Annotated in this window: 8 protein-coding genes, 1 tRNA gene and 1 pseudogene; 5 read left to right on the top strand and 5 right to left on the bottom strand. The window is 72.0% G+C overall.

Features of this window, described 5'->3' with window-relative positions:
- Together JFN87_RS30140 and JFN87_RS30135 are read left to right on the top strand one after the other, a co-directional pair.
- Window positions 1-401: pseudogene (locus JFN87_RS30140) on the top strand (hypothetical protein); the annotation flags it as partial.
- Between the two features lie 84 nt (window positions 402-485).
- Window positions 486-559, top strand: a tRNA-Ala gene (locus JFN87_RS30135).
- 160 nt (window positions 560-719) lie between these two features.
- Here the strand turns inward: JFN87_RS30135 and JFN87_RS30130 are convergent.
- On the bottom strand, window positions 720-1,361 hold the full coding sequence (locus JFN87_RS30130) for a TetR/AcrR family transcriptional regulator (protein WP_209345219.1): 642 nt from the start codon (window positions 1,359-1,361) through the stop codon (window positions 720-722).
- Window positions 1,362-1,476: 115 nt separating this feature from the next.
- Here JFN87_RS30130 and JFN87_RS30125 point away from each other — a divergent pair, with 115 nt between their 5' ends.
- Window positions 1,477-2,475: a PhnD/SsuA/transferrin family substrate-binding protein gene (locus JFN87_RS30125; protein ID WP_209345217.1), complete on the top strand. Its 999-nt coding sequence runs from the start codon at window positions 1,477-1,479 to the stop codon at window positions 2,473-2,475.
- 64 nt (window positions 2,476-2,539) lie between these two features.
- Here JFN87_RS30125 and JFN87_RS30120 read toward each other — a convergent pair whose 3' ends face one another.
- On the bottom strand, window positions 2,540-3,346 hold the full coding sequence (locus JFN87_RS30120) for an SDR family NAD(P)-dependent oxidoreductase (protein ID WP_209345215.1): 807 nt from the start codon (window positions 3,344-3,346) through the stop codon (window positions 2,540-2,542).
- Window positions 3,343-3,660: a hypothetical protein gene (locus JFN87_RS30115; RefSeq protein WP_209345213.1), complete on the bottom strand. Its 318-nt coding sequence runs from the start codon at window positions 3,658-3,660 to the stop codon at window positions 3,343-3,345. Before JFN87_RS30115 ends, JFN87_RS30120 begins: the two co-directional genes overlap by 4 nt.
- 70 nt (window positions 3,661-3,730) lie before the next feature.
- On the opposite strand from JFN87_RS30115, the gene JFN87_RS30110 reads away from it, so the two are divergent.
- Window positions 3,731-4,633 (top strand): LysR family transcriptional regulator, encoded by a 903-nt coding sequence (locus JFN87_RS30110; RefSeq protein WP_209345211.1) that lies wholly within the window; start codon window positions 3,731-3,733, stop codon window positions 4,631-4,633.
- A gap of 125 nt (window positions 4,634-4,758) precedes the next feature.
- Here the strand turns inward: JFN87_RS30110 and JFN87_RS30105 are convergent, their stop codons facing one another.
- A complete protein-coding gene (locus JFN87_RS30105; protein WP_209345209.1) occupies window positions 4,759-5,190 on the bottom strand; it encodes a VOC family protein in 432 nt (143 codons plus the stop codon).
- 78 nt (window positions 5,191-5,268) lie between these two features.
- A complete protein-coding gene (locus JFN87_RS30100; RefSeq protein ID WP_209345207.1) occupies window positions 5,269-6,468 on the bottom strand; it encodes a phosphatidylserine decarboxylase in 1,200 nt (399 codons plus the stop codon).
- A 620-nt stretch (window positions 6,469-7,088) separates the two neighbouring features.
- On the opposite strand from JFN87_RS30100, the gene JFN87_RS30095 reads away from it, so the two are divergent.
- The coding region (locus JFN87_RS30095; RefSeq protein ID WP_282961690.1) for an ATP-binding protein at window positions 7,089-8,478 on the top strand (1,390 nt) is incomplete at its 3' end.

Genomic DNA, 8,478 nt, shown 5'->3' with positions numbered 1-8,478 from the left:
GCGACGCCGGTGCCGACGGCCTGCCCGCGCCGCAGCCCGCGCCGCGCGTCTCGCCGCAGGAGGCGGGGCGCCGCGCGCTCGTCGAGCAGACGGACCACGCGGAGTGGCTCGACCAGCAGCGCGAGCGCCGCCCCGGCCGCGGCGACAGCTGGGAGCCCGTCCCCGTGCCCCTCCCGACGTACGTCACGGCCCCGGTCGCGCCGCGCGCCACCAGCGGCGTGGACGTGAGCGACCCGGAGACGTGGAGCGCGGCCCGCTCCTCCACGGCGGACCCCACGCCCCCTCCCGCACAGCCGGCACCGCAGCCCGCACCGCCGCGCCGCACCTCCCGCGACCGCGGCAGGACCCCCCTGTTCGACCAGTACGACGAGGCGGACCGCCCCCGCGCGGCCAACGAGTGATCGCACGCGACGACCGCCCGGTGACCAGCGGACAACGGATTTCCGAGCACCCGGACGGGGATGCTAGAGTCTCACTCGTCGCAAGGGCCTGTGGCGCAGTCCGGTAGCGCACCTCGTTCGCATCGAGGGGGTCAGGGGTTCGAATCCCCTCAGGTCCACAGACATGAGATCCCGTCCGATCTGTTTGATCGGACGGGATCTCGGCGTTTCCAGAGCCTGTTCGCGGGCGTCGAGAGGGCGATACCAGGGCATTTTGGACGTCAGCCCCGTCGGGTGGGGCTGGGGCCCCGGCGGCTCGTCGCAGTGTCACGTGCGTGTTCAGGTGTCGCCGCGCAGCAGCCCCCCGTCGCTGAGCACCGCGCGGACGTCGTGCGTGAAGCCGGCGGTGTCGTCGAGGCCGAATGCCGCGTGCTGCAGGACGAAGCCGTGCAGCAGGGCCATCACCACCCGCGCCCCGCGCTCGGGGTCCAGCCCCGCCGGGACCGTGCCCGCCCGCCGGCCGCCGCGCAGCGCGTCCGCGATGTGGCCGCGTACGCGCTCGAAGCCCGCGCCGGCCTGCTGGCGCAGCCCTTCGTGCCGCAGGAGTTCGCCCCACGCCTGGACTGCGCAGCGCAGGAGTTCGTCGACGGGGACGTCCTGTCCCGGGGCGTCGGCCGCGATGTCGCCGCTCACCGGCTCGATCGCCGCCTCGACCAGGTCGGCGACGGTCACATCGCCTGCCGCGTCGACGAGACGCTCGACGGGATCGAACATCACGCGGAAGGCGTCGCCCGCGATCTCGAGGATGATCTCCTCCTTGCCGGCGAAGTAGCGGTAGGGGGCGCCGACCGACACGCCCGCCTCGGCCGCGATGTCGGGCATCGACGTCTGGTGGAAGCCGTCGCGCGAGAAGCAGCGGCGGGCTGCTGCGACGATCGCCGACCTGTTCGCCGCGCGTCGCTCGGCGGTGATGCGTGGCATGGGCTGGCTCCTTCTGTAAATGAACGGTCATTCGCCTTGACGTTTGCCGGTTCCTGTCGGCACTCTAAACGTGAAAGGTCGTTCACGGAAGCTGGCTGCGAGAAGGAGTCTTGGCATGACCGATCTGGAGCTCAAGATGGGCGTCTACCGCTACGAGCACACCGCGCCGCTGTTCGACGGGCGGGTCGCGATCGACGGCGTCGACGTCACCCTGGACACCTCGCCGCTGGTCTCCGACGTCTTCCACCGCATGGCCACCGGCCGACTGGACATGGCCGAGTTCGGACTGACCTACTTCCTGCGCATGTTCGACCTGGACGAATCGCCCTTCCTGGCCCTGCCGATCTTCCCGAACCGCAACTTCCGCCACTCGGCACTCTTCGTGAACGCCGACAGCGGGATCGAGAAGCCGGAGGACCTCGCGGGCCGGACCGTCGGGGAGTTCGGCATGTGGGGCCACGACCCCGGTGTCTGGATGAAGGGCGTCCTGGCCGACGAGTACGGCGTCACGCCCGACCGGATGCGCTGGGTGGTCGGCGGCACCAACCACCCGCTCCCCGCCTTCGACTGGATCCCGCAGCCCGTCCCGGACGGCGTCGACGTCCGCCATGCCGGCGGCGACCGGACGCTGGCCGCCATGCTCGAAGCGGGCGAGATCGACGCCCTGCTGTCGATCGACGTCCCGCAAGGCCTCCTCGACGGCTCGTCGAAGAAGATCCGGCGGCTGTTCCCCGACTACGAGTCCGTCGAGCGCGACTACTACCGCCGCACCGGCATCTTCCCGATGATGCACGTCGTCGCGATCCGCCGGGAACTGGCCGGGGAGCCCGGGCTCGTGCGGGCGGTGTACCGCGCGTTCAGCGAGGCCAAGGCCATCGTGCAGGACGCGTACAGGGACGGTGCGCTCAAGCAGCACATGGCGGTGGTCACCCCCTGGTTCAGCGAGCTGTTCGCGGAGAACCGCGCGCTGCTGGGCGAGGACTGGTGGCCGTACGGCCTCGACGCCAACCGCAAGGCCGTCGACACCTTCCTCAGGTACCACTTCGAGCAGGGGCTGTCGGCCCGTCGCCTGACCTGCGAGGAGTTGTTCGTCCCCGAGCTCCTCGACACGTGAACCCGGCCGAGACCGGCCGTGACCGGCCGTGGCCGCGACTGATCGTGGTCACGGCCGGCGGCTCTCAGGCCCGGCGGCCGCCGTCGACCGACAAGGCGATGCCCGTGATGTACGACGCGGCGTCCGAGCAGAGCCAGGCTGCCGCCGCCGCGGCCTCCTGCGGGGCGGCCAGGCGGCCGAGCGGCGTGATCGCCTCCTGGCGCGCGATCATGTCGGTGCCGGCGGCCACGCCCTCGAATCCGGGGGTGAGCGTCGGCCCCGGGCAGAGGGCGTTGACGCGGATGGAGTGCGGCGCGTAGTCGACCGCGGCGACCTTCGTGAGGCCGACGATGCCGTGCTTGGCGGCCACATAGGCGGGCGCGGTCGGAATCGCGTACAGGCCGCCGTTGGACGCGACGTTGACGATCGCGCCGCCCCCGCGCCCGCGCAGCAGCGGCAGCTCGTGCTTCATGCACAGGAAGGTCCCGGCCAGGTTGACGCGGACCACGCGCTCGAACTCGTCCAGCGGCATCGCGTCGAGCTGCCGGTGGTGCGAGGCCATGCCGGCGTTGTTGACGGCCCAGTCGAGGCCCCCGTACGCGGCGACCGTGCGCTCGACAGCCGCGCGCACCGAGTCCTCGTCGGCGATGTCGACGTGGACGGCCAGCGCCTGACCGCCGTCCTTCAGAATCGTCTCGGCGGTCTCGGCTGCCGTGGTCTCGTCGATGTCGAGCACCGCCACCGCCGCGCCGGCGCGGGCGAACTCGATCGCCGTCGCGCGGCCGATGCCGCTGCCCGCGCCGGTGACCAGGGCGACCTTGCCCGTCGCGCCGTTTGTGACCGTCGCGCCGCTTGGGACAGACGCGCCGCTTGTGCCGCCCCCGCCGCTCATGACAGCGGCTCGTGGTTCGCCCAGGCGACCTTGTACGGGTGGCGCGCCTGCCAGCGGCCGATGACCTCGTGCAGGGCGGGCGCGCTGAACGCCTTCGCCAGCGACTCCGTGCCGTCGACGGCGACCTGCACGATCACGGTCGCGATCAGCGCGGGGATGGCCTCTTCGCCGGGGACGGCGATGTGGCGACGGGCCGTCACCGAGCGCACGAGGCCGCTGTCGAGCATGGCTCGTTCGATATCCGTGAGGTACTGGTCGAGGTCGGCTTCCGGCGGGGTCTGATCGAAGGAGACGATCATCGTGTGGTTGATCATGCGTCAATCCTTGGCGAAGTGCCCCGCCGGAGTCCAAGATCCGTTCGCTATCCGGCGATAACCTCCAGGCATGGCCGAACTGGAGAGCCGCGAGCTCGAGTACTTCCTCGCCGTCGCCGACGAGCTGCACTTCGGGCGGGCCGCCGTCCGGCTCTCGATCGCCCAGCCCGCGCTGTCGAAGGCGATCCGGCGCGTCGAGAACCGGCTCGGCGTCCCGCTGTTCGTCCGCAACAGCCGGCACGTGGCACTGACGCCGTCGGGGGAGGCGTTGCGGGAGCAGGGCCGGCACGCGCTGAACGCGATCACCGCCGCCGTGCAGGGCGCAAGGCGCGCCGGGGACACGAGGGACCAGCTGCGGCTCGTGCTCAAGCCCGGCGGTGACGCCGGGCTGCTGTCCAGGATCCTGGCCGAGTACGCGCACCGGCCCGACGCGCGCCGGGTGGACATCCTGTTCAGCGGGCCCGCCGACCGCACCGACTTCCTGCTCGACGGCCGCGCCGACGCCGGCCTGCTCTACGCGCCCTACGACGGCCTCGGCGGCCTGGCCCACGAGACGCTGCACACCGAGGATCGCGTGGTCGTCGTCCCGGCGGGACACCGGCTCGCCGGGCGCGCCTCGGTGCGCACGTCCGACCTTGAGGGGGAGACACTGCCGCGCTGGAAGGGCGTCCCGGGCGCCCCCGACGCCCCGGGCTCCCCCGATGCCCCGGCCGCCCCCGACGCCGGCGGGGGCGGCACCGGGCCCGAGGTCGCGGACGTGGTGCAGATGCTCAACATGATCGCGGTCGGCCGGATGGTCGGGGTGCTGCCGCGCTCGCTGGTCGAGCCGGTGGCGTCCGGGCTGGTCTGCGTCCCGATCGCCGACGCGCCGCCGAGCCGTCTCGTGCTCGCCTGGAACGAGCAGGACCGCAGGCCGCTGCTCGCGGCGTTCGTGGCCGCCGCGCTGAGAGCGTGCGGCGGCCCGCACGCGTGAGGCACCGCCCGCCACCCGGGTGGGCGGCGCCTCACGCCGACGTCAGGCCGCTCACGCGGGCGTCAGGCACTTCGCGCGGGCGTCACGCCGCCTCACGCGGGCGCGTCAGGCCGCTCACGCGTGCGTCACGCCGCGAAGACCTGCGAGTCGTCGGCGAACGCCTTGAACTCCAGGGCGTTGCCGGCCGGGTCGAGCAGGAACATCGTCCACTGCTCGCCCTTCTCGCCCGCGAACCGCAGGTACGGCTCGATGACGAACGCCGTGTCCGCCTCCCGCAGCCGCCGCGCCAGGTCGTGGAACTCGTCCACCGACAGCAGTAGCCCGAAGTGCGGCACGGGGACCTCGTGCCCGTCCACCGCGTTGTGCGCGCGCTCCGCCGGGCGCGGCGCGAGGTGCGTGACGAACTGGTGGCCGTGCAGGTTCCAGTCCACCCACCTCTCGGCGCTGCGTCCCTCGGCGAGGCCGAGCACGCCGCCGTAGAAGCGGCGCGCGGCGGCCAGGTCGTCCACCGGCACGGCCAGGTGGAAGCGGGGCAGCGGGGACTCGTGCGTGGTCATGTGGGTGTGCCACCTCTCGTCGTCGTCGCACGTGTGTACGGGCCCGACGCTACGCGCCCGCCCGCCGCGCGCGTAGCGTCAGGCGAGGGTGCGGCACCGCGCGATGACCGAGCCGACGCGCCGGAACTCCTCGCTCGTGGACACGTCGGGGGCGACACCCTCCTGGAACAGGACGATGATGTCGGAGCCGCCGAACTGGAAGTACCCGAACTCGTCGCCCTTGGCCAGGCGCGTGGACTCGACCGCGGTCACGTTCACGGACGCGACGTGGGACATGCCGACCGCGACGACGCCGACGATGCCGAGGTCCCCCTCGTCGGAACCGGCGGTGTCCAGCGTGAGCACCCCCCTGGTCTGGGAGAACTCGTAGCCGGTCTTGGCGCTGTCCTTGGAGACGAGCTCGTGGTCCTCCAGGTCGACCTGCATGAAGACCCGGCCGCTGATCGTGTAGGCCTCCTTGACGAGGCCGGAGACGGGCACGTGGTAGCGGTGGTAGGCCGACGGCGGCAGCATGTAGTGGGCGAACGTGCCGCCCGCGAAGGCGTCGGCGTACTGGCTGCCCTCGATGAGCCGGCGGATGTTGCCGTAGTGGTGCGTCCCCTTGATCGTCGTCCGCGGGATGTTCGACGACTGGTCGATGCCGTAGGAGTGCTGGAAGACGCAGTCGGCGGGCGAGGTCACGGCCGTGTTGTCCAGGGGCTCGGCGATGGGGCGCAGGCCGGGGTTGAGCTCGCGTGCGAAGAACTGGTTGAAGGTCAGCCAGCCGCTCGGCATGTTGGGCCTGCCGTCGACCAGGGACTCCTCGACGTGGTATTCGGGCGCGTCCTCGATGAAGGAGTCCAGCACCTCCTTGCTGAAGGACTCCGGGGTGTCGAGGAAGCTGCCCCACTGGCGGGCGAACGCGGTGAGCCAGTCACGGAAGGCGTCCGAGTTCTCCGCGATGGCTGTACCGCCCTCGTCGACCTTCTGGTCCGTCAGCCAGAAGAAGTGCGCCAGCCGGTCGCTCACCTCTTTCGCGTACCGCTGCCCCGGAGCCGATTTCGTCCAGGCCGGATCGTCGGACTGGCGCGGCACCCACCGGATGAAGCCCTTGAGGTAGTCGAAGTACTCGGGCAGCGACCTCGGCCATTCGAGGGCACGCAGGACGTCGTGGTTCAGTTCGGCCTCGGCGCGGTCGGCCGCCTTGCGCAGCGACTTCTCGATCAGGCCCGCGAGGCCGCGGTCGTCGCGGTCGATGGTCGCCTGCAGGTCGTGGACGATCTGGTCGGGCCGGTTCATCGAGGACTCCTCCTGTCCGAGGGAGCGCCGCCCACGTCGCGACGGTCCGGTGTGACTGCGGTCGGAGAGCGCGGTGCCCGTCCTCGGCCGTGTGTCCCGACCGCGGCGGCTCCGCCGGCCTCCACGCACCGTCTGCCCGGACGCTCCCGAGTCAGGCGGAATTCCTGGGGGAATCGTATGAGCGGTGCGGGCGTGGCGGCGACCGGAGAGCGCCAGGAGGGGTGACGCCGGAGGGCTCGGCGGCCCGGAAGGGCCTTCTTTCGGTTATTAATTCTTCCGATGAAATGAATGTGAGGGATTTCGTCCCGTCCGAGCTGGCGAAGTAACCGGAATTGACGCTGCCGCCCTCGGTCCTATGCCGCTTTAGCGCAGGTCAGGCCGGTTTTTTCGATACCATTCCGGATTGCCACGTGGAAAGCGTACGTGTGATCTCGCCCAGGGATATAGCATCCCCCCAATGTCTGGCCTCAACAATGCGTGGAGCGAGCGTAGTTGTCGTGTCGCGAAATGCACTCGGCCGAGGGATTGACGTCGATCCATCAGGCTCTGCCGGACCGGTGCCGTCCGCTCGGGCGTGGTGGTTTCCCGGGGCCGGCTCACAGACGACGCGAAGGTTTTCCATGGCCCGTACTCCCGTGTCTGCCGTCCCCGCCCGCAGGACACGCCCCTGGCCTGTCGTCCTCGGCCTCGCGTCCCTGGCGCTCGCCGGGGGCCTCGTCGCCATGCAGCGAGCCGCCGGGGCGGGCGCCGTCGTGGCCTACGGGATCGCGGCCGTCGTGCTGCTCGGGTGGCTCGAATCGTTCCGCAGGGCCCAGCGCGACCTGACGCACGACCTGATCAAGCTGCGCGGGGACGTGCGGGAGCGCGAGGCGGAGATCATGCGCCGCGAGGCGCAGTGGCGCGCCTACGCCGACGACCGGGAGGTGCGGGTGCGCGAGGAGGCCGAGTTCACCGTCGCCGAGCGCCTGCCCGCCGCCCTGGCACGCACCGAGGTGCCGGCCGCCCTGCACGGCGGGACGAAGCCGGGCGCGGAGCTCGCCGCCTTCTTCGACCGGCTGCTCGGCGAGATCGCCGGCGCCATGGACGACCGCGAGGAGTCCCAGCGCCTCTCGCTCGTCGAGCTGGCCAACCGGATCCAGACGTCCGCCCACCGCATCCAGGCCAGGGCCACCGGCATCGCGGACCGCTACCCGGGCGACACCGACCTGCTCGACCTCACCATGCAGGTCGACCACGCGGCCACCCAGCAGGCGCGGCACGCGCAGAGCCTCAAGGTGCTGTGCGACGAGTGGCCGGGACAGCAGTGGCAGGACCCGCTCGCGCTGGTGGACGTCGTGCGTGCCGCGTCCGGCCGCATCATGTCGTACCGGCGGGTGGAGGTCAGCGGCGACCAGGACGTGGGCATCACCGCCATCGTCGTGGAACCGCTGATCCACCTCATCGCGGAGCTGCTCGCCAACGCCACCGAGTACTCCCCGCCGCGCACCACCGTGCCCGTCACCGTACGCACCGTGCAGCGTGGCGCGGTGATCGAGGTGGACGACGGGGGGCTCGGCCTCGACGACTACCGGCTCGCCGAGGCGCGCGAGGTCGTGTCGGGCCGCAAGGTGCTCGGCGTCGGCGACGTGGGCGAGATCCCGCAGACCGGCTTCGCGGTCATCGGGCGCTTCGCCAGACGGCACGGGTTCGGCGTCGACCTCGGCCCCTCGCCGTACGGCGGGATCCGCGCCGTCGTGCTCGTGCCGCTCGAGATGCTGGAGACCCTGGCGCCACCCGGCTCCACGGTGGGGCGCCGCGTGCCCGCCGCCGAGGCGGAGCCCGGGCCCGGGCAGCGTCCTGCCCGGGCGCACGCGCCGGGTGGCGCGCCCGCGGACGCCACCGATGCCGCGAGGTCGGAAGAGCACACGACCGAGCGCCAGTCACCGATGAATCACGGAGGCGGCCTGCTCGCGGAGGGGGGGGGGGGGGGGGGGGGGGGGGGGGGGGGGGGGGGGGGGAGGGGGGGGGGGG

Source organism: Streptomyces montanisoli (assembly GCF_017813245.1).
GTDB lineage: Bacteria > Actinomycetota > Actinomycetes > Streptomycetales > Streptomycetaceae > Streptomyces > Streptomyces montanisoli.
Note: the sequence above shows the minus strand (reverse complement) of the source record. Positions and strands in the feature narration are given on the sequence as shown.